Below are 26,696 nucleotides of genomic sequence, written 5' to 3'. Positions count from 1 at the left end.
TTCTGCAGTGATTGAAAACAAGATTTTTTTGCTGGCCGATGCACTTGCATGGCGGGCATTGTTCAAGAGAATTCGGAGCGAGTTATGGCAGGTCATTCCAAGTGGGCGAACATCAAGCACCGCAAAGAACGCCAGGATGCCAAGAGAGGCAAGATCTTCACCAAGTGGATCCGCGAGCTGACCGTGGCGGCCCGTCAGGGCGGCGGTGATCCGGGCTCCAACCCGCGTCTGCGTCTGGCGCTGGACAAGGCACTGGGCGCCAACATGAGCCGCGACATCATCGACCGTGCCGTGGCCCGTGGCGCCGGCGCGACCGAAGCCGACAACGTTGAAGAGCTGACCTACGAAGGTTACGGCCCGGGTGGCGTGGCGGTGATGGTCGAGTGCATGACCGACAACCGCAACCGCACCGCAGCAGCTGTTCGCCACGCGTTCAGCAAGTGTGGCGGCAACCTCGGTACCGACGGTTCGGTAGCCTACCTGTTCGAACGCAAGGGGCAGATCAGCTTTGCCCCGGGCGTCGACGAAGACGCACTGACGGAAGCGGCGCTGGAAGCCGATGCCGACGACGTGGTCAGCCACGAAGACGGCTCGATCGACGTGTTCACCTCGTTCACCGGTTTCTACGCGGTACGCAATGCCTTGGAAGCCGCCGGCTTCAAGGGTGATGACGCGGAAATCGTCATGCAGCCGACCACCAGCGCCGAACTGGATCTGGAGGGCGCCGAGAAGGTGCTCAAGCTGATCGACATGCTGGAAGACCTGGACGACGTGCAGAACGTCTACTCCAACGCGGACATTCCGGAAGACGTGGCCGCTCAGCTCGGTTAAGAGCGACTACGATTCAATGTGGGAGATTCCGTGTTTGAGGCTTACCCTCAAGCACGGGATCTCCCACATTTGTTTTTGTGTTTTTTCGAACCAGCAGGCTTATGACTTTAATTCTTGGTATCGACCCCGGTTCGCGCATTACCGGTTACGGCATTGTTCGCGATACCGGACGCGGCGGTTGTATCTATGTCGCCTCGGGTTGTATCCGCACCGGTGCCGGCGAGCTGCATGAGCGGTTGCAGATCGTCTATCGCGGCGTGAGGGAAATCATCCAGACCTACGGCCCGGTCACCATGGGCATCGAAAAGGTGTTCATGGCGAAAAACGCCGATTCGGCGCTGAAGCTCGGGCAGGCCCGTGGGGCCGCTATCGTTGCCGGCGCCGAAGAAAGCCTGGAAATCGCCGAGTACACGGCCACCCAGGTCAAGCAGGCTGTGGTGGGGACTGGCGCTGCCAATAAAGAGCAGGTGCAGATGATGGTCATGCACATGCTCAAGCTGACCAGCAAACCGCAAATCGACGCATCGGATGCCCTGGCGATTGCCATTTGTCACGCCCACACCCGCTCCAGTCTGTTGCCGCACGGCTTGGGAGCGGCACGCAGTCGTGGCGGGCGCCTGCGTCTCTGATAGCATCAGCAGTCAATTTCACGGAATGTGGATTTCGCGCCTGGGTCGTCGGCCGTCAATCCATGTTCTGTCGGTCGCCAGCCCACGGCTGGCCAACGCTCAAGGATCTGAAACGTGATTGGACGCTTGCGCGGCACTCTGGCTGAGAAACAGCCGCCGCACCTGATTCTGGATGTAAACGGCCTCGGGTATGAGCTGGAAGTGCCCATGACCACCCTTTATCGTCTGCCGTCGGTCGGTGAACCGCTGACCTTGCACACCCATTTGGTCGTACGCGAAGACGCGCAGTTACTCTATGGTTTTGCCGGCAAGCGTGAGCGAGACTTTTTTCGCGAGTTGATCCGTCTCAATGGTGTGGGGCCGAAACTGGCCCTGGCCTTGATGTCGAGTCTGGAAGTCGACGAGCTGATCCGCTGCGTGCAGTCCCAGGACACCTCGGCGTTGACCAAGGTGCCGGGCGTGGGCAAGAAAACTGCCGAGCGTCTGCTGGTCGAACTCAAGGATCGCTTCAAGGCCTGGGAAACCTCGCCGGCCATGTTCGCATTGGTGCCGAACCAGCCGGACGGCCCGGCGCCGGTCAACACCGCCGAGAACGATGCGGTCAGCGCGCTGATTTCCCTGGGCTACAAGCCACAGGAAGCGAGCAAGGCGATTTCCGCGATCAAAGAGAAAGGCCTGAGCAGCGAAGACATGATTCGACGCGCCCTGAAGGGAATGATTTAAGTGATTGAAGCTGATCGTCTGATCGCCGCCACGCACAGTCCGCGTGAGCGCGAAGAAGTCCAGGATCGGGCGATACGTCCCGTCAGCCTGGCCGAATACATCGGCCAGCCGACCGTTCGCGAGCAGATGGAACTGTTTATCCAGGCCGCCCGTGGCCGTAGCGAATCCCTCGACCACACCCTGATCTTCGGTCCGCCGGGGCTGGGTAAAACCACGCTGGCGAACATCATCGCCCAGGAAATGGGCGTGTCGATCAAGAGCACGTCCGGCCCGGTGCTGGAACGTCCGGGGGATCTGGCGGCGCTGTTGACCAACCTTGAGCCGCACGACGTGCTGTTCATCGATGAAATCCATCGTCTGTCGCCGATCGTCGAAGAAGTGCTGTACCCGGCGATGGAAGATTTCCAGCTCGACATCATGATCGGTGAAGGGCCGGCGGCGCGTTCGATCAAGCTTGATCTGCCACCGTTCACCCTGGTCGGTGCAACCACGCGGGCGGGCATGCTGACCAACCCGTTGCGCGACCGTTTCGGCATCGTCCAGCGTCTCGAGTTCTACAGCACCGCTGACCTGGCGACGATTGTCAGCCGTTCGGCGAATATCCTCGGCTTGCCGCTGGATCCGGAAGGGTCGTTCGAGATTGCCCGCCGCGCCCGTGGTACGCCGCGGATCGCCAACCGACTGTTGCGCCGGGTGCGGGATTTCGCCGAAGTCCGCGCCAAGGGCCACATCACCAAGGCTGTCGCGGATCTGGCGCTGAATTTGCTGGATGTCGACGAGCACGGTTTCGATCATCAGGACCGGCGTCTGCTGTTGACCATGATCGAGAAATTCGACGGTGGTCCGGTGGGCATCGACAGTCTGGCGGCAGCGATCAGCGAAGAACGCCACACCATTGAAGACGTGCTCGAGCCTTACCTGATTCAGCAGGGTTACATCATGCGGACGCCGCGGGGCAGGGTGGTTACTCGTCACGCGTACCTGCATTTTGGTTTAAACATTCCGACACGAATGGGCGAGATGCCCGTGGTAGACGAGTTTCTCGATGCCGTGGACGATTAATACACATTTATTGTCGATTTATTCAGCGTTTGTACTGTCTCAGGACGGTACTTTTGCGGTAAAGCCTTCGAACAATGAAAAACAGTTGCCTGGCCGGATTGGCAACCCGAGGAGTAAGCACTAGAGTATGCGCGCGCAAAACGGGCTTGAGCCGTTCGCACATCGTTGTCGCGTTTATTACGAGGACACCGATGCGGGCGGCATCGTGTATTACGTTAATTACCTCAAGTTTATGGAACGGGCTCGAACCGAGCGGCTCCGGGAGCTGGGCTTTGCCCAGTCGGCGCTGGCAGGGGAGGACCTGTTGTTCGTCGTGCATTCCAGCGAAGCGCGTTATCACGCGCCGGCGCGACTGGACGACGAGCTTCTGGTAAGCGCTGATGTAATCGAATTGAACCGTGCCAGCCTGCGCTTTCGACAGCAGGTCAGGCGGGCAACGGATAATGTGCTGCTCTGCGAAGGGCAGTTTCTGGTGGCCTGTGTGCGCACTAACAGTTTGAAACCCCGGGCCCTTCCCGAAGACCTGCGTGCGGCCTTTGCCGACGCGGTCGGCACGGGTACACACTCAAAGCAGGAGATAAAGCGTGGAAGCTAACGTCGTCGACCATTCCTCCATGTGGAGCCTGGTCAGCAATGCCAGCATCGTGGTGCAGTTGGTAATGTTGACCCTGGTAGCCGCATCGGTGACCTCATGGATCATGATCTTTCAGCGCAGCAACCTGCTGCGCGCCGGTCGACGTGCCCTGGAGAGCTTCGAAGAGCGCTTCTGGTCGGGTATCGACCTGTCCAAACTCTACCGTCAGGCCGGCAGCAACCCGGATCCGGATTCGGGTGTCGAGCAGATCTTCCGTGCCGGCTTCAAGGAGTTCTCCCGTCTGCGTCAGCAGCCAGGTGTCGACCCTGAAGCGGTAATGGAAGGTGTGGCCCGTGCCATGCGTGTCGCCATCTCCCGTGAAGAAGAAAAGCTCGAGCAGAGCCTGCCGTTCCTCGCCACCGTCGGTTCCGTCAGCCCGTACATCGGTCTGTTCGGTACCGTCTGGGGGATCATGAACTCCTTCCGTGGTCTGGCCAGCGCCCAACAGGCAACCCTGGCCACCGTGGCACCGGGCATCGCCGAAGCCCTGATCGCCACCGCGATCGGTCTGTTCGCCGCGATCCCGGCCGTTATCGCTTACAACCGTTTCTCTGCCCGCAGCGAAACCTTGCTGAGCCGCTACTACACCTTCGCCGATGAATTCCAGGCGATCCTGCACCGCAAAGTGCACACCAGCGAAGAATAAGCAGGTATTTCCCGATGGCTTTAATCACTCGAGCCCGACACAAGCGCAAGCCGGTCGCCGAGATGAACGTAGTGCCTTACATCGACGTGATGCTGGTGCTGCTGGTCATCTTCATGGTGACTGCGCCGATGCTCAATCAGGGCGTGAAAGTGGATCTGCCCAAGGTTTCCAGCGAAGCCTTGCCGCAGGACAACAACACCCAGGTGCTGACCATTTCGATCAAGTCGGACAAGACCTACTACTGGAACCTTGGCAGCGAAGTCGACACCGAGAAGCAGCAGGACCGGGCCATGACCCTGCCACAGATGACCGACGCGGTGACCAAGATCATTCGCGCCGGCACTGAAGGCGGCAAGCGTACCCAGGTCTTCATCCGTGGCGACAAGTCCGTCGATTATGGCTCCGTCATGGGCGCCATGGGCGGGTTGCAGAAAGCCGGGGTCGGTAACGTTGGCTTGATCACCGAGGCGCCCTGATGCAGCAACAGCGAGAGCCGTCCGCCTCGGAAAGCTACTTCTGGCCTAGTGTCTGGGCGATTGGCTTGCACGTGCTGGTGTTCGGCATGCTGTTCGTCAGTTTCGCCCTGACCCCGGAGCTGCCGCCGGCCAAGCCGATTGTCCAGGCGACCCTGTACCAGCTGAAATCGAAAAGTCAGGCAACCACCCAGACCAATCAGAAGATTGCGGGTGAGGCGAAGAAATCCGCCGCACGCCAGACCGAAGTCGAGCAGATGGAGCAGAAAAAGGTCGAGCAGGAAGCGGTGAAGGCTGCGGAACAAAAGAAAGAAGAAGCGGCTCAAAAGGCCGAGGAAGCCAAGAAGGCCGATGAGGCGAAGAAAGCGGACGAGGCGAAGAAGGCTGATGAAGCCAAGAAAGCCGACGACGCGAAGAAAGCCGCCGAAGCCAAGAAGGCAGAAGAGAAACAATTGGCTGATATAGCCAAGAAGAAAGCCGAAGAAGAAGCCAAGAAGGCTGCTGAAGAAGAGGCCAAGAAAGCGGCCGCTGAAGAAGCCAAGAAGAAGATCGTCGAAGACGCGAAGAAGAAAGCCGCCGAAGACGCCAAGAAGAAAGCTGAAGCTGAAGAGGCGAAGAAGAAAGTCGCCGAAGACGCGAAGAAGAAAGCTGCTGCCGATGCTGCGAAGAAGAAAGCGCAGGACGCGGCACGTAAATCCGCCGAAGACAAAAAGGCTCAGGCCCTGGCAGATTTGCTTTCCGACACGCCGCAGCGCCAGCAGGCCTTGGCCGATGAGCAGGGCGATGAAGTCGCGGGCAGTTTCGATGACCTGATTCGTGCGCGGGCAGCGGAAGGCTGGGCACGTCCACCTTCGGCACGCAAAGGCATGACGGTTGTGCTGCAGATCGGCATGTTGCCGGACGGTACGGTGACTTCGGTCAGCGTGGCCAAGTCCAGTGGCGACGGTCCGTTCGATGCGTCGGCAGTGGCAGCGGTCAAGAATATTGGACGTTTGACGGAAATGCAGGGAATGAAGCCGAGCGATTTCGCTCCGTATCGTTCATTCAAGATGACATTCACACCTGAGGATCTAGCCTTGTGAGAAACCTTCTTCGAGGAATGCTGGTCGTGATCTGCTGCATGGCAGGGATCGCGATGGCGGATGAAAAGAACATTCTGGTCACCAGCGGCAGCGATCGGGCAACTCCGATCGCCGTCGTACCGTTCGGTTTCCAGGGCGGTGCCGTCCTGCCGGATGACATGGCTGAAATCATTGGTAACGATTTGCGCAACTCGGGCTATTACTCGCCGATTCCAAAGCAAAACATGATCAGCCAGCCAAGCCAGCCGAGCGAAATCATCTTCCGTGACTGGAAGGCGGTGGGCGCGCAATACATGATGGTCGGCAGCATCGCGCCGGCCGGTGGCCGTCTGCAGGTGCAGTGGGCTCTGTTCAACGTCGCCACCGAGCAGAAAGTGGCTGACGGCAGTGTGTCCGGTACCACCGAACAACTGCGTGACATGGCGCACTTCATCTCCGATCAGTCGTTCGAAAAGCTGACCGGTATTAAAGGTGCATTCTCGACTCGCCTGCTGTACGTCACAGCCGAGCGTTTCTCCGAGAAGAACACCCGTTACACCCTGCAGCGCTCGGACTATGACGGCGCCCGCGCCGTGACCCTGCTGCAATCGCGCGAGCCGATCCTGTCGCCGCGTTTTGCACCGGACGGCAAGCGTATCGCCTACGTGTCGTTCGAGCAGAAGCGTCCGCGCATCTTCATGCAGAACATCGACACCGGTCGCCGCGAGCAGATCACCAACTTCGAAGGCCTGAATGGCGCGCCAGCCTGGTCGCCGGACGGCAATCGCCTGGCGTTCGTGCTGTCGAAAGATGGTAACCCGGACATCTACGTGATGAACCTCGGTTCGCGTCAGATCACCCGTGTGACCGCAGGTCCTGGCATCAACACCGAACCGTACTGGGGCAAGGATGGTTCGACCATCTACTTCACCTCCGACCGTGGTGGCAAGCCGCAGATCTACAAGACCAGTGCCGGTGGCGGTGGTGCCGAGCGTGTGACGTTCGTGGGCAACTACAACGCCAACCCCAAGCTTTCGGCGGATGAAAAGACCCTGGTGATGATCCATCGTCAGGACGGTTTCACCAATTTCAAAGTGGCGGCCCAGGATTTGCAGCGCGGAAGTGTAAAAATCCTCACTGATAGCACTCTGGACGAGTCGCCTACTGTTGCGCCCAACGGCACCATGGTAATCTACGCCACCCGCCAGCAGGGCCGGGGAGTCTTGATGCTCGTGTCCATTAATGGACGCGTGAGGCTCCCGCTTCCTACCGCTCAAGGCGAAGTCAGAGAACCGTCCTGGTCCCCTTACCTGAACTGACGCGGCGCTTTACGTTTTACTTAACACACTGGGGTTCATTAGGAGTTTCACGATGGAAATGCTGAAGTTTGGTAAATTTGCTGCGCTGGCTCTGGCCATGGCTGTAGCTGTAGGTTGCTCGTCCAAAGGCGGCGACAACGCCGGTGAAGGCGCTGTTGATCCAAACGCTGGTTACGGCGCAAACACTGGTGCAGTTGACGGTTCCCTGAGCGAAGAAGCTGCTCTGCGCGCAATCACCACCTTCTACTTCGAATACGACAGCTCGGACCTGAAGCCAGAAGCCATGCGCGCTCTGGACGTTCACGCCAAAGACCTGAAAGCAAACGGCGCTCGCGTTGTTCTGGAAGGCAACACCGACGAACGTGGTACTCGTGAGTACAACATGGCACTGGGCGAGCGTCGTGCGAAAGCCGTTCAGCGCTACCTGGTACTGCAAGGTGTTTCCCCAGCTCAGCTGGAACTGGTTTCCTACGGCGAAGAGCGTCCAGTTGCTACCGGCAACGACGAGCAGTCCTGGGCTCAAAACCGTCGCGTCGAACTGCGTAAGTAATTCGATATGCGAACGTGCCGTCGTGCTGTAACTGTTCTGGCTCTCAGCCTCGCGCCGCTTGCGGCATGGGCTGCGGTTCCTGTGGTCGATGACAACTCCGGTTATAACAATAGCGGGAGCAGTTATCCGCCTGCAGGTTACGGTACGAACGGCGCCTATGCCGGGGGAGCGGCTTCGGCCCCTGCCTCGGCAAACGGCATGCTGTTCAACCAACTGCAACAAATGCAGGATCAGATATCGCGCCAGCAAGGCGTGATCGAAGAACTGCAGAACCAAGTTTCGCGCATGAAGCAGGAATCCCTGGAGCGATACCAGGATCTTGATCGGCGCATAGGATCCGGCGTTGCACCTGCCGCGACTCCCGAGAATTCTTCTGCCGGTGGCGATGCAAGTGCTGCTGCCGGTGCCGCCGCTGGAGCCGGGGCCGCTGCGGCCGCCCAGGCACCTGCTGCGGGTGGCGAACCGGCTGATCCGGCCAAGGAAAAGCTGTATTACGACGCAGCTTTCGACCTGATCAAGGCCAAGGATTTCGACAAGGCCAGCCAGGCGTTTGCCGCTTTCCTGCGTAAATACCCGAACAGCCAATATGCGGGCAACGCCCAGTACTGGCTGGGTGAAGTGAACCTGGCAAAAGGCGATCTGCAAGGTGCAGGTCAGGCTTTCGCCAAGGTGTCGCAGCTGTATCCCAAGCACGCCAAAGTGCCGGATTCGCTGTACAAGCTGGCTGACGTAGAGCGCCGCCTCGGTCATACCGACAAGGTCAAAGGCATTCTGCAGCAGGTGGTGGCCCAGTATCCGGGTACCTCCGCCGCTCAGTTGGCCCAGCGCGATCTGCAACGCATGTAACAGCTTTGACCCGTTTGGAAGAAACCCGCGCTTGTCGCGGGTTTTTTCGTTAGAATTCACGCCCTTTTATGAAACACGCTTCTGGTGATCTACGCGTTGGCGGGGTTGCCTGAAGTGCCTGACGGAGGCGGACAGCCTGTTTAGCTGTTACGCCCGTGGCGACTATGCAAGACACATTGAGAATCACCGAAGTTTTCTACTCGTTGCAGGGGGAAACGCGGACTGCCGGGCTGCCCACAGTTTTTGTGCGCCTGACCGGTTGCCCATTGCGTTGCCAATACTGTGACAGCGCCTACGCGTTCAGCGGCGGCACGATCCGTACCCTCGACGACATCCTCGAGCAAGTGGCCGGCTTTCGCCCGCGCTACGTCTGCGTCACTGGCGGTGAGCCGCTGGCGCAGCCCAATGCGATCCCTTTGCTCAAACAGTTGTGCGATGCCGGCTACGAAGTCTCGCTGGAAACCAGCGGTGCCCTCGATATTTCGGCGGTCGATCCGCGAGTCAGTCGGGTGGTCGACCTGAAGACGCCTGACTCCAAAGAAGCCCATCGCAACCGTTACGAGAACATCGAACTGCTGACGCCCAACGATCAGGTGAAGTTTGTCATCTGCTCGCGGGAGGACTATGACTGGGCGGTATCGAAGCTGATCCAGTACGGACTGGAGCGACGTGCGGGTGAAGTGCTGTTTTCCCCAAGTCACCACGACCTGAACGCTCGGGATCTGGCGGACTGGGTGGTGGCGGATAACCTGCCAGTGCGCCTGCAACTGCAGCTGCATAAATATCTATGGAATGATGAGCCGGGGCGCTGAGATGACTGAACAACTGAACACTAGCCAGAAACGTGCGGTAATCCTGCTGTCGGGTGGCCTGGACTCGGCCACTGTCGTGGCCATGGCCCGCGCTGAAGGCTACGCCTGCTACACCATGAGTTTCGATTACGGTCAGCGTTCCCACGCCGAACTGCATGCCGCTGCTCGCGTTGCCCGCGATCTGGGCGTGGTCGAGCACAAGGTGATCGGCCTGAACCTGAACGGTATGGGCGGCTCGGCCCTGACCGACACCAGCATCGACATCCCGGAAGAGTTGGGCGAAGGCATCCCGGTGACTTACGTGCCGGCGCGCAACACGGTTTTCCTGTCGCTGGCTCTGGGCTGGGCTGAAGTGCTCGGCGCCCGTGACATCTTTATCGGCGTCAACGCGGTGGACTACTCCGGTTACCCGGATTGCCGTCCGGAGTTCATCGAGTCGTTCGAGCGCATGGCCAATCTGGCAACCAAGGCCGGTGTGGAAGGCAATGGTTTCCGCATCCAGGCACCGCTGCAGAACCTGAGCAAGGCGCAGATCGTCCAGGCGGGCGTGAAGCTTGGCGTTGATTACGGCCTGACTGTTTCCTGCTATCAGGCCGACGATGATGGCCGCGCTTGCGGCAAATGCGACAGCTGCCGACTGCGTGCAGAAGGCTTCGCAGCGGCCGGAATCAGCGACCCGACACCTTATTTTTGATTTTTTTCAAATTAGGTGTTGAATAGTCCTTAAAAATCAGTATTATACGCGCCACCACACAGCGGGTCGTTAGCTCAGTTGGTAGAGCAGTTGGCTTTTAACCAATTGGTCGTAGGTTCGAATCCCACACGACCCACCATATTTGGCGGTTTAGAAAATCCGGAAGGCCCACGAAAGTGAGGATTTCCGGGTTTTTTTTTGCCTGCGATTCGAGCATCCCTCCCTTCGTTTCTTCCCGCCGTGACGCAGGTCAGAATCATCTTTTGTATCAACGGGATATTCTGTAGCCTTGCGCAGCTCCAACGCTGTCCGTGCCTGATAAAACTCACTTTCCCGGCGGTACCCTCAAGTGGTCCGGAGCCGGGTGTATACTCGACTTTCGCGCGAATGCGCCTGCAGGTCTTGCGAACATGACGCAGATTTCCGAACGACTTCTGGTACAAGCCCACCTCGACGCCAAGCAGCCCAAGCCGCTGACGGCCGAGGAAGAGGCTTATTACCGTTCCGCCATCGCCGCCGAGCTCAAGGCTCAGGACGCGGTGCTGGTTGCCCACTTTTATTGCGATCCGATCATCCAGGCCCTCGCCGAAGAAACCGGCGGTTGCGTGTCCGACTCCCTGGAAATGGCTCGCTTCGGCAACGCCCATCCGGCCAAGACCGTGGTGGTTGCCGGCGTGAAATTCATGGGCGAGACCGCGAAGATTCTAAACCCTGAAAAGCGCGTGCTGATGCCAACCCTGGAAGCGACCTGCTCGCTGGATCTGGGTTGCCCGGTGGATGAGTTCTCGGCGTTCTGCGATCAGCATCCGGAACGCACCGTGGTGGTGTATGCAAACACGTCGGCGGCGGTCAAAGCCCGGGCCGACTGGGTAGTGACCTCGAGCTGCGCACTGGAAATCGTCGAAAGCCTTATGGACAACGGCGAAACCATTATCTGGGGCCCGGACAAGCACCTGGGCACCTACATTCAGCGTCAGACCGGCGCCGACATGCTGCTTTGGGACGGTGCCTGCATCGTCCACGAAGAGTTCAAGTCCAAGCAGCTGGAAGACATGAAAGCGCTGTACCCGGACGCCGCCATTCTGGTGCACCCGGAGTCGCCGACCTCGGTGATCGAACTGGCGGACGCCGTCGGCTCCACCAGTCAGTTGATTGCTGCCGCGCAATCGCTGCCGAACAAGACCCTGATCGTCGCCACCGATCGCGGCATCTTCTACAAGATGCAGCAGCTGTGCCCGGACAAGGTCTTCATCGAAGCGCCAACCGCCGGTAACGGCGCGGCGTGTCGCAGTTGCGCACATTGCCCGTGGATGGCCATGAACACCCTTGAACGCACGCTCAAGTGCCTGAAGGAGGGCTCGAACGAGATCTTCGTCGACCCGGCTCTCATTCCTCAGGCGATCCGCCCGCTCAAGCGCATGCTCGATTTCACTCAGGCCGCGCGCATGAAACTGGCCGGCAATGCCTGACCTTGAGCCTTAAACAAAAACGCCCCGATTGGATCGGGGCGTTTTTGCATCTGGAGAATTATTTGGTTTTCTTCGGAATTCGCACGAGCTGCGTGTCGGAGTAGATGTCATGCCAGGCGCGTTTCTGTTTATCGAACAGCGACCAGAAGAAACCCAGGCCCAGACACAGCCACGACGCAATCGACACCATGAACCGCAGTAACGCCTGCCACAGGCTGATCGCCGTGCCATCGGCGTTCTGCACGCGGATGCCCCAGACCTGCATGCCCAGGGTCTGCCCGGCGTGAGTCCAGAACTTGGCGAAGAAGCCGAACAACACCAGCAGCAGCACCGTGGAGTACAGCGGATCGCCATCCAGTTGCCCGGCGTCGGTCAGAACCCGCAGACGCTCTTCACCGATGATCGCGGCCTGAATCATCTTGTAGACGCCACCTGTCACGATCAGCAGGGCGGTGCACAGCAGAAAGTCATAGAACATCGCTGCCAGACGACGGCCCAGGCCGACGGCGGGGAAATCGCCCTGGGGAGTGAGCAGGTGTTTCGACATGGCAGCCTCTGGACGGAAAGTGAAGCGCCATTTTACGGATTTGCGCCCACAAAAAAGCCCCTGATATCAATATCAGGGGCTTTTTCGTTACAGAAAATCAGGCTTCTGCGATGACTTCGTCAGCTTGCATGCCTTTCTGGCCCTGCACAGCAACGAAGGTCACTTTCTGGCCTTCTTTCAGGCTCTTGAAGCCGTTGCCCTGAATGGCGCGGAAATGCACGAACAGATCCGGACCGCTTTCTGGAGTGATAAAACCAAAACCTTTCTCGTCGTTAAACCACTTGACGGTACCGCTCTGACGTGTGGACATTTCTTATTTCCTTTGACGCATAAATTGATGACAGTCTCCTTCTCATGAAAGAGTACTGGGGCTGGCTGCAGGAGAGTAAGAAGACGTCGAACGGGATGTAGCTAACTTGTAGGCTACTGCCCAGGTCACGATTCCAAGCTGACCCATGCAAACACAGTGGACAAACTCTACGCCAACTACGGGAGAAAAAACAAGCCCCGCGAAGGCCCCGGTTTTCCTGCGCTTGCTGGCACTTAGTCGGTCCACTAGTCCGGCTTATTCGATTGGCTTGTTCAATTGTTTTCGAACGTTATAAGCCAAGTTCATATTCGAATCGAATGTAAACGGAGTGCACTGTTTTATGGCGATCGCGTTACACATTAGTGCACGCATAACGCAATCGCGTTACTTATAGAAACAGTCAATCAACCGCGATAGTAGCGTTGTGGAACAAATGGCATTTTGCTTACAAGCAATGGCACCTTTTTCCCACGAACAATCGCCCAAACTGGCGTGTCGAGTGCGACGTAGGCGCTGTCCAGGTAACCCATGGCCAACGGACCGCCCAGGGTCGGGCCGAAACCGCCGCTGCACACGCTGCCGACGATTTCGCCAGCGTCGTTGACGATCTCTGCACCTTCACGGACCGGCGTACGCTCTTGCGGCAGCAGGCCGACGCGTTTGCGCTGAACGCCGTTCTGCTGTTGAGCGAAGACCTGTTCTGCACCCGGGAAACCACCGGCACGTGCACCATCGGCACGCCGAGGCTTGGAGATTGCCCACAGCAGGCTGGCTTCGATCGGGGTGGTCTCGGTGTTCATGTCGTGGCCGTACAGGCACAGGCCGGCTTCCAGGCGCAGCGAGTCACGGGCGCCGAGGCCGATGGCGGCGACTTCAGGTTCGGCGAGCAGGGCGCGGGCGAGTTTTTCTGCGTCGGCTGCCGGAACCGAGATTTCGAAACCGTCTTCACCGGTGTAGCCCGAACGGCTGACAAAGCAGTCAACGCCCAGCAGCTTCACGCGGGTGAATTGCATGAAAGTCATTTTCGCCACTTCCGGCGCCAGGCGCGCCAGCACGGTCACGGCGGCCGGGCCTTGCAGGGCGAGCAGGGCGCGTTCTTCGAACAGTTGCTCGATCTTGCACTGGTCGCCGATGTGTTTTTGCAGATGGGCCAGGTCCTGGTCCTTGCACGCGGCGTTGACCACCAGGAACAACTCGTCGTTGCCGAGGTTGGCGACCATCAGGTCATCGAGAATGCCGCCGGTTTCGTTGGTGAACATCGCGTAGCGCTGCATGCCCACCGGCAGGTCGATGATGTCCACCGGCACCAGGGTTTCCAGGGCTTTGGCGGCATTGGCGCCGGTCAGGCGGATCTGGCCCATGTGCGAGACATCGAACAGCCCGGCCTGCTCACGGGTGTGCTGGTGTTCTTTCATCACGCCCAGCGGGTATTGCACCGGCATGTCGTAGCCGGCGAACGGGACCATGCGGGCGCCGAGTTCGATGTGCAGAGCGTGCAGCGGGGTTTTCGACAGTTGTTCGGTGGACATGCGTGACTCCTTGATTCACACCAACCCTCTCCCGGAGGGAGAGGGGGCCAGTTTTGTGTTCTCTCCCAAAGGGAGAGCGAGTTTATGGCGCGATCAGCACTCGATAATGTTGACCGCCAGACCGCCACGGGCGGTCTCCTTGTATTTGCTTTTCATGTCGGCACCGGTCTGGCGCATGGTGCGGATGACCTTGTCGAGGGAGACGAAGTGCTGCCCGTCTCCGCGCATGGCCATGCGCACGGCGTTGATCGCCTTGACCGAACCCATGGCGTTGCGCTCGATGCACGGCACCTGCACCAGCCCGCCAATCGGGTCACAGGTCAGGCCGAGGTTGTGTTCCATGCCGATTTCAGCGGCGTTTTCGACTTGTTGCACGCTGCCGCCAAGGACTTCGCACAACGCGCCGGCCGCCATCGAACAGGCCACGCCGACCTCGCCCTGACAACCGACTTCGGCACCGGAGATCGAGGCGTTTTCCTTGTACAGAATGCCGATGGCCGCGGCGGTGAGCAGGAAGCGCACCACGCCGTCATCGTTCGCACCGGGAATGAAGCGCATGTAGTAATGCAGCACCGCAGGGATGATCCCCGCTGCGCCATTGGTTGGTGCCGTGACCACGCGCCCGCCGTTGGCGTTTTCTTCGTTGACGGCGAGGGCGTAGAGGTTGACCCAGTCCAGCACCGACAGCGGATCACGCAGCGACGATTCCGGGTTCTTGCACAGTTGCCGGTGCAACGCCGCCGCCCGCCGCTTGACCTTGAGCCCACCCGGCAGGATGCCTTCGTTGCGACAGCCGGCGGCCACGCAGTCCTGCATCACTTGCCAGATTTTCAGCAGGCCGGCGCGGGTTTCCGCTTCCGGGCGCCAGGCGCTTTCGTTGGTCAGCATCACCTGGCTGATCGACAGCCCGTAGGTGGCGCAGTGACCGAGCAAGTCCTTGGCACTTTTGAACGGGAAGGTCAGCGGGGTGGCGTCTTCGACGATCCGGTCGGCGCCGGCCGCGTCTTCGTCGACCACAAACCCACCGCCGACCGAGTAGTACTCGCGGCTGCGGATCTGCAATCCCGCCGCATCGAAGGCGCGGAAGATCATGCCGTTGGGGTGATAGGCCAACGGTTTGCGGATCATTGCCAGGTGTTCTTTCTCGTTGAACGCAATGCTGTGTTCACCGAGCAGGTTCAAACGCCCGTTGCCACGAATCTCCGAGAGACGGGCGGCGACGGTTTCAGTATCCACGGTGTCCGGGTGTTCACCTTCCAGGCCCAGCAGCACGGCCTTGTCGCTGCCGTGTCCCTTGCCGGTGGCGCCGAGGGATCCATACAACTCGACCCTGACGCTGGTGGTGGCCGACAACAGGTTTTCCCGACGCAGGCCTTCGACGAAGCGCGCAGCTGCGCGCATCGGGCCGACGGTGTGGGAGCTGGAGGGGCCGATGCCAATCTTGAACAGGTCGAACACGCTTAACGACATGGTTGTTCTCCGGTTTCTTGTTATAGGAATTGGCGGGATTTCAGGCTTGATGCATTTCCTTGTGGGAGCGAGCAAGCCCGCTCCCACATGGGGAACTGTGGTGTAGCTGAAGTCGGGGCAGGTTTACCTGCCCCTCATTCGTTTAAGCGTAGCTTTCGATCGACGGGCAGGCGCAGACCAGGTTGCGGTCGCCGAACACGTTGTCGACGCGACCGACCGGCGGCCAGTACTTGCCTTCGATCAACGACGCCACCGGGTACACCGCCTGCTCGCGGCTGTACGGGTGAGTCCACTCGCCAACCAGTTCCGCTGCGGTGTGCGGAGCGTTCTTCAGCGGGTTGTCGTCCTTGTCCAGGGTGCCGTTTTCCACTGCGCGGATTTCTTCGCGGATGCGGATCATGGCGTCGCAGAAGCGGTCCAGTTCTTCCTTGGATTCGCTTTCGGTCGGCTCGATCATCAGCGTGCCGGCCACCGGGAACGACATGGTCGGGGCGTGGAAGCCGAAGTCGATCAGACGCTTGGCGACGTCATCGACGCTGATGCCGCTGCTGTCTTTCAACGGACGCAGATCCAGAATGCACTCGTGCGCCACCAGACCGTTGCTGCCGGTGTACAGCACCGGGTAGTGCTCTTCCAGGCGACGGGAAATGTAGTTGGCATTGAGGATCGCCAGTTGCGAAGCGCGTTTGAGACCTGCGCCACCCATCATGCGAATGTACATCCAGGTGATCGGCAGAATGCTCGCGCTGCCGAACGGTGCTGCACAGACCGCGCCTTCCTTGCGTTCCATGTGGCCGTGGCCCGGCAGGAACGGGGTCAGGTGCGACTTGACGCCGATCGGGCCGACGCCCGGGCCGCCACCGCCATGCGGAATGCAGAAAGTCTTGTGCAGGTTCAGGTGCGACACGTCGCCGCCGAACTTGCCCGGTGCGCAGAGGCCGACCATCGCGTTCATGTTGGCGCCGTCGATGTACACCTGGCCGCCGTTGTCATGAATGATGCCGCAGATTTCGCGGATGCCTTCTTCGAACACGCCGTGGGTCGACGGGTAGGTGATCATCAGCGCCGCGAGGTGTTCGCGGTGCTCGATGGCCTTGGCGCGCAGGTCTTCGATGTCCACGTTGCCACGGGCGTCGCACGCGGTCACGACCACGCGCATACCGGCCATGTTGGCGGTCGCCGGGTTGGTGCCGTGGGCGGACGACGGGATCAGGCAGATGTCGCGACGGTCTTCGCCACGGCTCTGGTGATAGGCGCGGATCGCCAGGAGACCTGCGTACTCACCTTGGGAACCGGCGTTCGGTTGCAGCGAGATCGAGTCGTAACCGGTGGCGGCACAAAGCATCGCTTCCAGCTCGTCGGTCAGTTGCTGGTAACCGGCGCTTTGCTCGGCCGGGGCGAACGGGTGCAGGGCGCCGAATTCGGCCCAGGTCACCGGGATCATTTCGCTGGCAGCGTTGAGTTTCATGGTGCACGAACCCAGCGGGATCATGGTGCGGTCCAGTGCCAGGTCCTTGTCCGCCAGTTTGCGCAGGTAGCGCATCAGCTCGGTTTCCGAGTGATAACGGTTGAACACCGGGTGGCTGAGGATTGGCGACTGACGCACCAGCGCGGCTGGAATCGTGCTTTGCGCGGCAGCGGCCAGCGCAGCGAAATCCGGCAGGGTCTTGCCGTCGGCGAACAGGCCCCACAGGGTTTCGATGTCGGCCTGGGTGGTGGTTTCGTCGACCGACAGGCCCAGGCGCTGGGCATCGATCACCCGCAGGTTGATCTGTTGGGCGCGAGCCTTGTCGTGCAGCGCGGCAGTTTGCGCACCGGTGGCCAGGGTCAGGGTGTCGAAGAAGCTGGCTTGCTCGACGGTCACGCCCAGTGCGCTCAGGCCCTTGGCCAGGATCGCGGTCAGGTGATGCACGCGGTTGGCGATCTGGGTCAGGCCTTTCGGGCCGTGATACACGGCGTACATGCTGGCGATGTTGGCCAGCAGCACTTGCGCGGTGCAGATGTTCGATGTGGCTTTCTCGCGGCGGATGTGTTGCTCGCGGGTCTGCATCGCCAGACGCAGGGCCGGCTTGCCGAAGCGGTCAACCGAAACACCGACCAGACGGCCGGGCATGTCGCGCTTGAACGCATCTTTGGTGGAGAAGTAAGCCGCGTGCGGGCCACCAAAGCCCAGCGGAACGCCGAAACGCTGGGCGCTGCCGATCGCCACGTCGGCGCCGAACTCGCCCGGCGGGGTCAGCAGGGTCAGGGCCAGCAGGTCAGCGGCCACGGCGACCAGTGCGTTGGCAGCGTGGAAGCGTTCGGTCAGTTCGCGGTAGTCGAACACATCACCGTTGCTGGCCGGGTATTGCAGCAGCGCACCGAAGAACGGCGTCACGTCGGTCAGTTCGCGTTCATCGCCCACGACCACGTCGATGCCCAGCGGCTCGGCACGGGTGCGCAGCACGTCGAGGGTTTGCGGGTGGCTGTGGATCGAGGCGAAGAACTGGTGGCTGCCCTTGTTCTTGCTCAGGCGTTTGCAGAAGGTCATGGCTTCGGCAGCGGCGGTGGCTTCGTCGAGCAGGGATGCGTTGGCGATCGGCAGGCCGGTGAGGTCGCTGATCAGGGTCTGGAAGTTCAGCAGCGCTTCGAGACGGCCTTGGGAAATTTCTGGCTGGTACGGGGTGTAAGCGGTGTACCAGGCCGGGTTTTCCAGCAGGTTGCGCAGGATCGGCGACGGCGTGTGGCAGTTGTAGTAGCCCTGGCCGATGTAGGTCTTGAACAGCTGGTTCTTGCCGGCGATGCCTTTGATCATCGCCAGGGCATCGGCTTCGCTCAGGCCGTCGTCGAGGCCTAGCACGCTGGTGCCCTTGATGCTTTCCGGGATGACGCTGGCGCTCAGGGCTTCGAGCGAATCGAAGCCGAGGCTGTTGAGCATGGCTTGCTCGTCACCGGCGCGCGGGCCGATGTGACGGGCGATGAATTCGTTGGCAGTGCCGAGATTAACTTGGGTCATGTCAGGTTCCTCAGGCTTCGGCTTGGGCTTTGATCAGGCGGTCGTAGGCGTCCTGATCCAGCAGCTTGGCGACGGCAGAAGCGTCGGCTGGCTTGAAGCGGAAGAACCAGCCTTCGCCCAGCGGATCTTCGTTGACCAGTTCAGGGCTGTCTTCCAGGGCCGGGTTGGTGGCCAGGACTTCACCGTCCAGTGGCATGTAAACGCCGCTGGCGGCTTTTACCGATTCCACGGTGGCGGCTTCGGCGCCTTTGTCGTACGCCTGCAATTCAGGCAGTTGCACGAACACCACGTCGCCCAGGGCGTTCTGCGCGAAAGCGGTGATGCCAACGGTGACAGAACCATCGGCTTCGGCGCGCAGCCATTCGTGATCTTCAGTAAAACGCAACTCGCTCATGGAATCTCCTAGGGGCCAGACTCGTCTGGTGGACGCGGTGGAATACTCGGGCGGCAATGCCCTGATTTTATGAGCGGTTACTTAGCAAGAACGCGGCCAACGTAAAAATATCGTTATAAATCAATGGCTTGATTGATTTTCGAGTGGACGCGAGTACGTTGGCTGTAGCGAAATCGCTACAGTGTGAGGCGAAGAAAAAAGCTGAACCGGATCAAAGCCTTGCACAGCGGTGATCGGAGGAGGGTGTAGCGATATCGTTCCGCTGTAGCGCTTTCAGTACAGATGGAGGTCGTTTTTGGCGCGGTCTCAGGCTTTGCCCGGAATCCCGTACTTGCGCAGCCGATGGGCAATTGCGGTGTGCGAGGTTTGCAGGCGGCTGGCCAGTTGGCGGGTCGAGGGATAGCTGACGTAGAGTTTTTCCAGCAGCGATTTCTCGAAGGCTTCGACGGCTTCTTCGAGGCTGTCGACGTCGGTGTCGGTCTGGCGTGCCACGGAGGTGCCGGCGATATCGAGGTCGCCGATGTCCACCAGGCTGCTTTCGCAGATGGCGGCGGCGCGGAAGATCACGTTCTGCAATTGCCGCACGTTGCCCGGCCAGCGGTTGCCGAGCAGCGCCGGGTAGGTGCCCGGTGCGAGGCGGCAGACCGGGCGCTGGATCTGCGCGCAGGCCTGCTGCATGAAATAGCGCGCCAGCAACAGAATGTCCTGACCGCGTTCGCGCAACGGCGGCACTTCAACGTTGAGCACGTTGAGGCGGTAGAACAGGTCTTCGCGGAACAGGCCTTCGCTGACCATTTTCTCCAGGTCGCGGTGGGTCGCGCTGAGGATCCGCACGTTGACCTTTACCTCACGATCGCCGCCGACCCGACGGAAGCTGCCGTCATTGAGAAAACGCAGCAGTTTGGCCTGCAAGTACGGCGACATCTCGCCGATCTCGTCGAGGAACACCGTGCCCTGGTTGGCCAGTTCCATCAGCCCCGGTTTGCCGCCGCGTTGTGCGCCGGTAAAGGCGCCGGGGGCGTAGCCGAACAGTTCGCTCTCGGCGAGGTTCTCCGGCAGGGCCGCGCAGTTCAGTGCGAGGAATGGCGCGCTGTGCCGGGCGCTGATGGCGTGGCAGGCGCGGGCCACCAGTTCTTTGCCGGTGCCGGTTTCGCCCTGGATCAGCAGCGGCGCATCGAGGGCCGCGACGCGCTGGGCGCGGGCCTTGAGCGTGCGGATTGGCGGCGATTCACCGAGCAGCGCATCGAAACCTTCGGCGTGATCGTGATGCAGCGCCGAGAGTTGTTCGCCGATGCGGTTCGGCTGATACAGGGTCAGCAGGGCGCCGGCGTCGGTGATCGGCGTGGCGTCGAGCAACAGGGTCTGGCCGTTGACGGTGATTTCTCGCAGCGGCAGGCGGAAGCCTTGTTCGAGCAGGGTTTCGAGCAGGCCCGGATCGTTGAACAGTTCCGAGACGCTTTCACCCGCTGGCTCGCGACCGTACAAGGCAATCAGCGCCGGGTTGGCCAGCAGCACCTTGCCGGCGCTGTCCAGCGCCAGTACCGGGTCGGTCATCGCCGCGAGCAACGCGTCGAGCTGCAAGTGCCGACGCTGGCCGGGGAGGATGTCGACCACGGTTACTGCTTCTACACCACGCACGCGAAACAGCGCATCTTTCAGTTCTTCGAGCACTTGCGGGCTCAAGGTCGGGGCGTCGATGTAGACGTTGGGCGGGATCATCTCCACCGCATCCAGATTGAGATTGCGCCCGCCGAGGATAGCCAGGACTTCCTGGGTGATGCCGACGCGGTCGATGAAGCTGACGTGGATACGCATGGGGCGGTTCTGGGTTCTGGAGTGCGGAGGGGGGCAAGTATGCCTTAAATCAAAAGCACCCTCACCCCAGCCCTCCCGAAGCGTCGGACCGCCCGGAGGGAGAGGGAGCTGACCGAGGTGTCTGAGGTTTGACATCGACCTGAAAGAACCAGTCGATTATGGATTCGGTAAAGCAGGTTCAGGTCGGCGTAACTCTGAAATATCCCCGGATCAGTCCCCTCTCCCTCCGGGAGAGGGTTAGGGTGAGGGGCTTTTGGGGGTTACTCGAAATGCTCGGGATTGACCGGATCCCCGGATTTCATATTCAACTTCATGCGGATGTCTTCAAACATCAGGTCGTAATGCTTGTGCACCGAGCCGATCTGGCTGTGGCTCTTGGGGATCCCGTACTTTTCGGCGATCTGCGTCACGTTGCGAGCGAAGTTGTAGGCTTCCTCCTTGGGCAGAAAGAACGGTTCGTTGACCTCTTTGCCCTGCATGCTGCCATGCAGGGTGAACTGTATCCCTTTGCCTTTCTGGGGATCGGTGAACACTTCATAGTCGAGGTGCACGTTGTAATTGACGTCGTCGTCAGTCAACGCATGCCGCTCAATATGCAAATGACCGGGTTCGAACTGGGCCATGGGTTTCTCCTTTCAAGGCATGGGAGAAGGGCAGACCTGAAGTCTGCCCCCGGAGTTTCTTTTTATCGGTAGGTGATGCCCGGCGCTGCCGTGCTGACCCGCGTACCGGCGGTGCCCTGGACGATGGCTTCGATGTCCGAGAGCGAACCGATCACCGCGACCTTGCCAGTATGGCGTGCAAATTCACAGGCTGCCTGCACCTTCGGCCCCATGGAGCCGGCGGCGAAGCCCAGGCGTTCGAGTTCGTCCGGGTGGGCCTGGGCGATGGCTTTCTCGGTGGGTTTCTTGAAGTCGATGTACGCCGCGTTGACGTCGGTGGCGATCACCAGCAAGTCCGCCTCCAGCTGTTCGGCCAGCAGCGCCGAGCACAGGTCCTTGTCGATCACCGCTTCGATGCCTTGCAGCTTGCCGTGAGCGCCATACATGGTCGGGATGCCGCCACCACCGGCGCAGATCACGATGCTGCCCTTGTCCAACAGCCACTTGATCGGGCGGATTTCAAAGATGCGTTTCGGCCGCGGGCTGGCCACCACACGGCGGAACTTGTCGCCGTCCGGGGCGATGGCCCAGCCTTTTTCAGCGGCGAGTTTTTCTGCTTCGGCCTTCTCGTAGACCGGGCCGATCGGTTTGGTCGGATTCTTGAAAGCCGGGTCGTTGGCATCGACTTCGACCTGGGTGAGCAGGGTGGCGAACGGGACTTCGAAGTCCAGCAGGTTGCCCAGTTCCTGTTCGATGATATAGCCGATCATGCCTTCGGTTTCGGCACCGAGCACGTCCAGCGGGTAAGGGGTGACGGAAGTGTAGGCCGCCGCCTGCAACGACAGCAGGCCGACTTGCGGACCATTGCCGTGGGCGATGACCAGTTGGTTGCCGGGATGGATCTTGGCGATTTGCTCGGTGGCGATGCGGATGTTGGCGCGCTGGTTGTCAGCGGTCATCGGCTCACCACGGCGGAGCAGGGCGTTACCGCCCAGAGCTACGACGATACGCATGGTGCATGTCCTTTTTTCGTGTTGATCGCTGATCGTTCCCACGTCGAGGCGTCGAACCGTCCGCGTGGGAATGCCGCCACGGACGCTCCGCGTCCGCTGTGACGCAGAGCGTCACGGGATGCATTCCCACGCAGGAGCGTGGGAACGATCATCTTCAGCCAGTTACAGGTCTGCCAAAGTCGACACCAGAATCGCCTTGATGGTGTGCATGCGGTTTTCCGCTTGCTCGAAGGCGATGCAGGCAGGCGACTCGAACACGTCGTCGGTCACTTCGATGCCGTTTTTCAGGTGCGGATACTGTTCGGCAATCTGTTTGCCGACCTTGGTATCGCTGTTGTGGAACGCCGGCAGGCAGTGCATGAACTTGGTGCGCGGGTTGCCGGTGGCTTTCATCAGCTCGGCGTTGACCTGATACGGCAGCAGTTGCTGGATTCGCTCGGCCCAGGCTTCAACCGGCTCGCCCATCGATACCCAGACGTCGGTGTGGATGAAGTCCACGCCTTTGACCGCCGCTTTCGGGTCTTCGGTCAGGGTGATGCGGGCGCCGCTTTCCTCTGCGTATTTTTTGCAGCGATCCACCAGATCGTCGTGCGGCCACAGGGCTTTCGGCGCGCAGATGCGCACGTCCATGCCGAGTTTGGCGCCGATCAGCAGCAGCGAGTTGCCCATATTGTTGCGCGCGTCGCCCAGGTAGGCGTAGCTGATCTCGTGGATCGGCTTGTCGGCGTGCTCACGCATGGTCAGCACGTCGGCAATCATCTGGGTCGGGTGATATTCATCGGTCAGGCCGTTGAACACCGGCACGCCGGCGAACTTGGCCAGCTCTTCGACGATTTCCTGCTTGAAGCCACGGTACTCGATGGCGTCGTACATGCGACCCAGCACGCGGGCTGTGTCCTTCATGCTTTCCTTGTGGCCGATTTGCGAGGAGTTCGGGTCGATGTAGGTGACGTTGGCGCCCTGGTCATAAGCGGCGACTTCGAACGCGCAGCGGGTGCGGGTCGAGGTTTTTTCGAAGATCAGGGCGATGTTGTTGCCCTTCAGGTGTTGCTGCTCGGTGCCGGTGTACTTGGCGCGCTTGAGGTCGCGGGACAGGTCGAGCAGGTAGCGCAGCTCACGTGGGGTGTGGTGTTCCAGGCTGAGCAGGTTACGGTTGTGAATGTTGAACGCCATGATGATTCTCCTTGGATTCGGTAATCGGCCCGGCCGCTACGGGATAGGTGCGGCCGGGGAGATGGTCGTTTAGTAATCGATAGGGTCGCGGATGATCGGGCAAGTCATGCAGTGGCCGCCGCCGCGGCCACGACCGAGTTCGCCGGCGCTGATGGTGATGACCTCCACGCCCGCCTTGCGAAGCAGGGTGTTGGTGTAGGTGTTGCGGTCGTAGCCGATGACCACGCCCGGCTCCACGGCCACCACGTTGTTGCCGTCATCCCATTGCTCGCGTTCGGCGGCGAAGCTGTTGCCGCCGGTTTCGACGACGCGCAGTTTCGGCAGGTTGAGGGCTTTGGCCACGACGTCGAGGAAGGTGCCTTCTTCGCGACGGATGTCGATGCCGCCCTGTTTGCTTTCGTCAGGGCGCAGGGTGAAGGCGACGATCTGGTTGACCACTTCCGGGAAGATCGTGACGAGGTCGCGGTCGCAGAAGCTGAACACGGTATCCAGGTGCATCGCCGCTCGAGACTTCGGCAGGCCGGCGACGATGACTTTTTCCACGGCCTTGTTCTTGAACAGGTTCAGCGCCAGTTGGCCGATGGCCTGACGGGATGAACGCTCGCCCATACCGATCAGCACCACACCGTTGCCGATTGGCATGACGTCGCCGCCTTCCAGAGTGGAGCTGCCGTGATCCTTGTCCGGGTCGCCGTACCAGATCTCGAACTCGGCGTTGGTGAATTGCGGATGGAATTTGTAGATAGCGGTGGTCAACAGGGTTTCCTGACGACGCGCCGGCCAGTACATCGGGTTCAGCGTCACGCCACCGTAGATCCAGCAGGTGGTGTCGCGGGTGAACTGGGTGTTCGGCAGCGGCGGCAGAATGAAGCTGGAGTGGCCGAGGAAGTCGCGGAACATCTGGATGGTCTTGCCACCAAAGCTGTCCGGCAGATCATCGGCGGAGACGCCGCCAATCAGGAATTCGGCGATGTGTCGCGGCTCCAGGCTTTTCAGCCAGGATTTGACTTCGTTGATCAGGCCCAGGCCCACCGAATCGGCGGTGACCTTGCGCTCGAGGATCCAGTCCAGCGCTTCGGGGATGGCGACGATGTCGGTCAGCAGGTTGTGCATTTCCAGCACGTCGATCCCGCGCTCACGCATCTTGGTCACGAAGTCGAAGTGGTCGCGCTTGGCTTGAGCGACCCACAGCACGTCATCGAACAGCAGTTCATCGCAGTTGTTCGGGGTCAGCCGCTGATGGGCCAGACCTGGGGAGCAAACCATGACTTTGCGCAGTTTGCCGGCTTCGGAATGGACGCCGTACTTAACTTTTTCCGTGGTCATTTCAGTGATCCTCCAGAGAGAAAACGTTGGGCAATTACAGAGTCAGGAAGCCGTCATACAGTCCGTAGGCTGCCACCAGGGCGCCCACGACCACTGCGGCGAAAATCAGCTTCTCGACGTTGGTGAAAACCGGTTGTTTGAGTTCGAGCTTGGCCTTGGCGAACAGGATCGCGCCGGGCGCATAGAGCAGGGCCGACAGCAGCAGGTACTTCACGCCGCCGGCGTAGAGCAGCCAGACCGCGTAGATCAGGGCGATGGCGCCGATGATCAGGTCCTTGCGCCGTTCGGCCGCGAAGCCTTCGTAGCTTTCGCCGCGCACCGCCAGGAGCAGGGCGTAGGCCGCCGACCACAGGTACGGCACCAGAATCATCGAAGTGGCGAGGTAGATCAGCGACAGGTAAGTGCTGGCCGAGAACAGGGTGATGATCAGGAACAGCTGCACCATCGCGTTGGTCAGCCACAGGGCGTTGACCGGCACGTGGTTGGCGTTCTCCTTGCGCAGGAACTCCGGCATGGTGTGGTCCTTGGCGGCGGCGAACATGATCTCCGCACACAGCAGCACCCACGACAGCAACGCCCCCAGCAGCGAGATGATCAGACCGACGCTGATCAGCACCGCGCCCCAGTGACCGACCACATGCTCAAGCACGGCGGCCATCGACGGGTTCTGCAGTTTGGCCAGTTCCGGCTGGGTCATGATGCCCAGCGACAGCACGTTCACCAGCACCAGGAACAGCAGCACGGTGATGAACCCGATCACGGTCGCCTTGCCGACGTCCGAACGTTTTTCCGCCCGGGCCGAGAAGATGCTCGCGCCTTCGATGCCGATGAACACCCACACGGTGACCAGCATCATGTTGCGCACCTGGTTCATCACGCTGCCCAGATCCGGGTTTTTCACGCCCCAGATGTCAGCGGTAAAGATGTCCAGTTTGAAGGCGAAGATCGCGATCAGCACGAACAGCAGCAGCGGCACGACCTTGGCGACAGTGGTCACGAGGTTGATGAACGCCGCTTCCTTGATCCCGCGCAGCACCAGAAAGTGCACGCCCCACAGCAGGACAGAGGCGCCGATCACGGCAGCAACGGTGTTGCCTTCCCCAAAAACCGGAAAGAAGTAGCCGAGGGTGCTGAACAGCAGAACGAAGTAACCGACGTTGCCCAGCCAGGCACTGATCCAGTAACCCCAGGCCGAGGAGAAACCCATGTAATCGCCGAAACCGGCCTTGGCGTAGGCGTAGACACCGCCGTCCAGGTCAGGCTTGCGATTGGCGAGGGTTTGAAAGACGAAAGCGAGGGTAAGCATGCCGACTGCGGTGATGGCCCAGCCAATCAGTACCGCGCCGACGTCGGCACTGGCGGCCATGTTTTGTGGCAAAGAGAATATCCCGCCACCGATCATTGAGCCGACTACCAACGCGACCAGTGCACCTAGTCGTAGTTTTCCGGGAGCTTCAGACATTGCATGACTCCATTGCAGGAGAGAAGAGTTCACAGCGTAGTTCTGTTGGCTTTTCAAACAGCTGACTTAGATCAGTGCATGGTCACATTCCATTGTTAATGAATGACTTATGAAACGTCTGAAGGCATAAAGCTATTGTCTGGAAGGCCCGTCCTAGAGGCGTTTTGTCAAAAGTGGTTAAGAATGGATCCTATTACTTTCGAATTATCACGCTAGTTCCTTTTCAGGTTTTGGCAAATTTTTCACCGCTGTTTTCAGTACAGAATTGATTTATTAGGATTCGCGCACAAAACTGTCTGAGCGTGCTACGG

At 60.2% G+C, this 26,696-nt stretch carries 26 protein-coding genes and 1 tRNA gene; 15 read left to right on the top strand and 12 right to left on the bottom strand.

The genetic code is table 11. The features are described 5' to 3' along the window. The first annotated feature begins 84 nt into the window (after nucleotides 1-84). The 15 genes from GQX66_RS06325 to nadA all read left to right on the top strand — a co-directional run bounded on the left by GQX66_RS06325 (nucleotide 85) and on the right by nadA (nucleotide 11,749). Nucleotides 85-831 carry a YebC/PmpR family DNA-binding transcriptional regulator gene (locus GQX66_RS06325; protein ID WP_085745204.1) on the top strand — a complete coding sequence of 249 codons (747 nt, stop codon included), beginning with the start codon at nucleotides 85-87 and terminating at the stop codon, nucleotides 829-831. Nucleotides 832-932: 101 nt separating this feature from the next. Further along, nucleotides 933-1,460: a crossover junction endodeoxyribonuclease RuvC gene (ruvC, locus tag GQX66_RS06320; protein WP_007912737.1), complete on the top strand. Its 528-nt coding sequence runs from the start codon at nucleotides 933-935 to the stop codon at nucleotides 1,458-1,460. 114 nt (nucleotides 1,461-1,574) lie between these two features. Further along, the gene (ruvA, locus tag GQX66_RS06315) at nucleotides 1,575-2,183 is read left to right on the top strand and encodes a Holliday junction branch migration protein RuvA (protein ID WP_007951205.1); all 609 of its coding nucleotides are present in this window, start codon (nucleotides 1,575-1,577) and stop codon (nucleotides 2,181-2,183) included. Then, nucleotides 2,184-3,245, top strand: coding sequence for a Holliday junction branch migration DNA helicase RuvB (gene ruvB, locus GQX66_RS06310; protein ID WP_064383750.1), 1,062 nt, complete (start codon nucleotides 2,184-2,186; stop codon nucleotides 3,243-3,245). Between the two features lie 127 nt (nucleotides 3,246-3,372). After that, on the top strand, nucleotides 3,373-3,840 hold the full coding sequence (gene ybgC / locus GQX66_RS06305; protein ID WP_007951203.1) for a tol-pal system-associated acyl-CoA thioesterase: 468 nt from the start codon (nucleotides 3,373-3,375) through the stop codon (nucleotides 3,838-3,840). Next, nucleotides 3,830-4,525, top strand: a complete 696-nt coding sequence (gene tolQ, locus GQX66_RS06300) for a protein TolQ (RefSeq protein ID WP_007912733.1) — start codon at nucleotides 3,830-3,832, stop codon at nucleotides 4,523-4,525. Before ybgC ends, tolQ begins: the two co-directional genes overlap by 11 nt. A gap of 23 nt (nucleotides 4,526-4,548) precedes the next feature. Beyond that, nucleotides 4,549-5,001: a protein TolR gene (gene tolR, locus GQX66_RS06295; RefSeq protein WP_162130475.1), complete on the top strand. Its 453-nt coding sequence runs from the start codon at nucleotides 4,549-4,551 to the stop codon at nucleotides 4,999-5,001. Next, nucleotides 5,001-6,080: a cell envelope integrity protein TolA gene (gene tolA, locus GQX66_RS06290; RefSeq protein WP_011335641.1), complete on the top strand. Its 1,080-nt coding sequence runs from the start codon at nucleotides 5,001-5,003 to the stop codon at nucleotides 6,078-6,080. The genes tolR and tolA overlap by 1 nt, the downstream gene beginning before the upstream one ends. 17 nt (nucleotides 6,081-6,097) lie before the next feature. Next, a complete protein-coding gene (tolB, locus tag GQX66_RS06285; RefSeq protein ID WP_162831782.1) occupies nucleotides 6,098-7,378 on the top strand; it encodes a Tol-Pal system beta propeller repeat protein TolB in 1,281 nt (426 codons plus the stop codon). A gap of 52 nt (nucleotides 7,379-7,430) precedes the next feature. Beyond that, the gene (gene pal, locus GQX66_RS06280; protein ID WP_003178634.1) at nucleotides 7,431-7,928 is read left to right on the top strand and encodes a peptidoglycan-associated lipoprotein Pal; all 498 of its coding nucleotides are present in this window, start codon (nucleotides 7,431-7,433) and stop codon (nucleotides 7,926-7,928) included. 6 nt (nucleotides 7,929-7,934) lie between these two features. After that, nucleotides 7,935-8,774, top strand: coding sequence for a tol-pal system protein YbgF (gene ybgF, locus GQX66_RS06275; RefSeq protein WP_007951199.1), 840 nt, complete (start codon nucleotides 7,935-7,937; stop codon nucleotides 8,772-8,774). A gap of 164 nt (nucleotides 8,775-8,938) precedes the next feature. Beyond that, nucleotides 8,939-9,586: a 7-carboxy-7-deazaguanine synthase QueE gene (queE, locus tag GQX66_RS06270; protein WP_007951198.1), complete on the top strand. Its 648-nt coding sequence runs from the start codon at nucleotides 8,939-8,941 to the stop codon at nucleotides 9,584-9,586. 1 nt (nucleotide 9,587) lies between these two features. Continuing rightward, nucleotides 9,588-10,280, top strand: coding sequence for a 7-cyano-7-deazaguanine synthase QueC (queC, locus tag GQX66_RS06265; RefSeq protein WP_007951197.1), 693 nt, complete (start codon nucleotides 9,588-9,590; stop codon nucleotides 10,278-10,280). A 63-nt stretch (nucleotides 10,281-10,343) separates the two neighbouring features. Continuing rightward, a tRNA-Lys gene (locus GQX66_RS06260) sits at nucleotides 10,344-10,419 on the top strand. 271 nt (nucleotides 10,420-10,690) lie between these two features. Beyond that, on the top strand, nucleotides 10,691-11,749 hold the full coding sequence (gene nadA, locus GQX66_RS06255) for a quinolinate synthase NadA (RefSeq protein WP_039766022.1): 1,059 nt from the start codon (nucleotides 10,691-10,693) through the stop codon (nucleotides 11,747-11,749). Nucleotides 11,750-11,807: 58 nt separating this feature from the next. Here the strand turns inward: nadA and GQX66_RS06250 are convergent, their stop codons facing one another. From GQX66_RS06250 to arcD, 12 genes are all read right to left on the bottom strand, one after another. Then, nucleotides 11,808-12,296, bottom strand: a complete 489-nt coding sequence (locus GQX66_RS06250) for an RDD family protein (RefSeq protein WP_085606612.1) — start codon at nucleotides 12,294-12,296, stop codon at nucleotides 11,808-11,810. Nucleotides 12,297-12,393: 97 nt separating this feature from the next. After that, the gene (locus tag GQX66_RS06245) at nucleotides 12,394-12,606 is read right to left on the bottom strand and encodes a cold-shock protein (protein WP_007951194.1); all 213 of its coding nucleotides are present in this window, start codon (nucleotides 12,604-12,606) and stop codon (nucleotides 12,394-12,396) included. Nucleotides 12,607-13,010: 404 nt separating this feature from the next. Continuing rightward, nucleotides 13,011-14,135 carry a glycine cleavage system aminomethyltransferase GcvT gene (gcvT, locus tag GQX66_RS06240; RefSeq protein ID WP_240867546.1) on the bottom strand — a complete coding sequence of 375 codons (1,125 nt, stop codon included), beginning with the start codon at nucleotides 14,133-14,135 and terminating at the stop codon, nucleotides 13,011-13,013. A 93-nt stretch (nucleotides 14,136-14,228) separates the two neighbouring features. Beyond that, the gene (locus GQX66_RS06235; protein ID WP_085606607.1) at nucleotides 14,229-15,605 is read right to left on the bottom strand and encodes an L-serine ammonia-lyase; all 1,377 of its coding nucleotides are present in this window, start codon (nucleotides 15,603-15,605) and stop codon (nucleotides 14,229-14,231) included. A gap of 142 nt (nucleotides 15,606-15,747) precedes the next feature. Beyond that, on the bottom strand, nucleotides 15,748-18,600 hold the full coding sequence (gene gcvP / locus GQX66_RS06230; protein WP_102687257.1) for an aminomethyl-transferring glycine dehydrogenase: 2,853 nt from the start codon (nucleotides 18,598-18,600) through the stop codon (nucleotides 15,748-15,750). Nucleotides 18,601-18,610: 10 nt separating this feature from the next. Further along, complete coding sequence (gene gcvH, locus GQX66_RS06225) at nucleotides 18,611-18,994, bottom strand: glycine cleavage system protein GcvH (RefSeq protein ID WP_074688335.1); 384 nt, start codon at nucleotides 18,992-18,994, stop codon at nucleotides 18,611-18,613. 306 nt (nucleotides 18,995-19,300) lie between these two features. Next, nucleotides 19,301-20,809: a sigma-54-dependent transcriptional regulator gene (locus tag GQX66_RS06220; RefSeq protein WP_011335629.1), complete on the bottom strand. Its 1,509-nt coding sequence runs from the start codon at nucleotides 20,807-20,809 to the stop codon at nucleotides 19,301-19,303. 260 nt (nucleotides 20,810-21,069) lie between these two features. Further along, complete coding sequence (locus GQX66_RS06215) at nucleotides 21,070-21,432, bottom strand: DUF5064 family protein (RefSeq protein ID WP_011335628.1); 363 nt, start codon at nucleotides 21,430-21,432, stop codon at nucleotides 21,070-21,072. A gap of 62 nt (nucleotides 21,433-21,494) precedes the next feature. Next, nucleotides 21,495-22,424, bottom strand: a complete 930-nt coding sequence (arcC, locus tag GQX66_RS06210) for a carbamate kinase (protein WP_007951187.1) — start codon at nucleotides 22,422-22,424, stop codon at nucleotides 21,495-21,497. Nucleotides 22,425-22,586: 162 nt separating this feature from the next. Further along, entirely contained in the window at nucleotides 22,587-23,597 is a 1,011-nt protein-coding gene (locus GQX66_RS06205) for an ornithine carbamoyltransferase (RefSeq protein WP_011335626.1), read from the bottom strand. 69 nt (nucleotides 23,598-23,666) lie between these two features. Continuing rightward, the gene (gene arcA, locus GQX66_RS06200; RefSeq protein WP_085745195.1) at nucleotides 23,667-24,923 is read right to left on the bottom strand and encodes an arginine deiminase; all 1,257 of its coding nucleotides are present in this window, start codon (nucleotides 24,921-24,923) and stop codon (nucleotides 23,667-23,669) included. A gap of 34 nt (nucleotides 24,924-24,957) precedes the next feature. Next, on the bottom strand, nucleotides 24,958-26,385 hold the full coding sequence (arcD, locus tag GQX66_RS06195; RefSeq protein WP_085745194.1) for an arginine-ornithine antiporter: 1,428 nt from the start codon (nucleotides 26,383-26,385) through the stop codon (nucleotides 24,958-24,960). Nucleotides 26,386-26,696: the final 311 nt, after the last annotated feature.

It is taken from the genome of Pseudomonas sp. B707 (assembly GCF_022496685.1).
In the GTDB taxonomy this organism is placed as follows: Bacteria; Pseudomonadota; Gammaproteobacteria; order Pseudomonadales; family Pseudomonadaceae; genus Aquipseudomonas; species Aquipseudomonas paraglycinae.
Note: the sequence above shows the minus strand (reverse complement) of the source record. Positions and strands in the feature narration are given on the sequence as shown.